The 769-nt window shown below is 77.5% G+C and carries 1 protein-coding gene; it reads left to right on the forward strand.

The features are described from left to right. Positions 1-660, forward strand: a 660-nt coding sequence (locus tag KS423_RS46560) for an HAD-IC family P-type ATPase (RefSeq protein ID WP_224285671.1), incomplete at its 5' end; no start/stop codon positions are given. Positions 661-769 lie beyond the last annotated feature (109 nt).

Raw genomic sequence — 769 nt, forward strand, 5'->3', positions numbered from 1 at the left:
GCTCTGGCGGAGGCGGTCGCGCAGGCCGGGGAGGCGGGCCGCACAGCCGTCGTGGTCGAGCTGGACGGGCGGCCGGCGGCCGTCCTGGCGATCGGCGACACGCTGCGCTCGGGCAGCTGGCGAGCAGTCCACCGACTGCGCGGGCTGGGCCTGGAGACCGTGCTGCTGACCGGGGACGGCCCCGGCGCCGCCCGGGCGGTGGCCGCCGAGCTGGGCATCGAGCGGGTGCACGCCTCGGCCTCCCCCGAGCGCAAGGCCGAGGTGGTGGCCGAACTGCGCGCCGCCGGACGGACGGTGGCGGTGGTCGGCGACGGCGTCAACGACGCGGTGGCGCTGGCCTCGGCGGACCTCGGGGTGGCGCTGGCCTCCGGCAGCGACGCCGCGATCGGCGCGGCCGGGCTGACGCTGGTGCGCGGTGACATCGAGGCGGTGGTGGACGCCGTACGGCTGGCGCGGCAGACCCTGGCGACCATCCGGGCCAACCTGCTCTGGGCCTTCGGCTACAACCTGGTGCTGATCCCGATGGCGGCGGTCGGGCTGCTCAACCCGATGCTGGCGGCGGTGGCGATGTCGCTCAGCTCGCTGCTCGTGGTGGGCAACAGCCTGCGGCTGCGCACCTGGGAGCCGGGGCGGGTCCAGCGGCGGGGAGGGCGTCGATGAGGCGCCCGGTCACCTGGTCGGAACGGCTCGGGGTGGCCGGCCCGCCGGTCGGCGCGGCGGTGCTGGCCCTGGTCCTGCTCACCGGATGGACGGCGGTCGGCGGGGCCGG

It is taken from the genome of Streptomyces sp. LS1784 (assembly GCF_020103755.1).
Lineage (GTDB): Bacteria > Actinomycetota > Actinomycetes > Streptomycetales > Streptomycetaceae > Kitasatospora.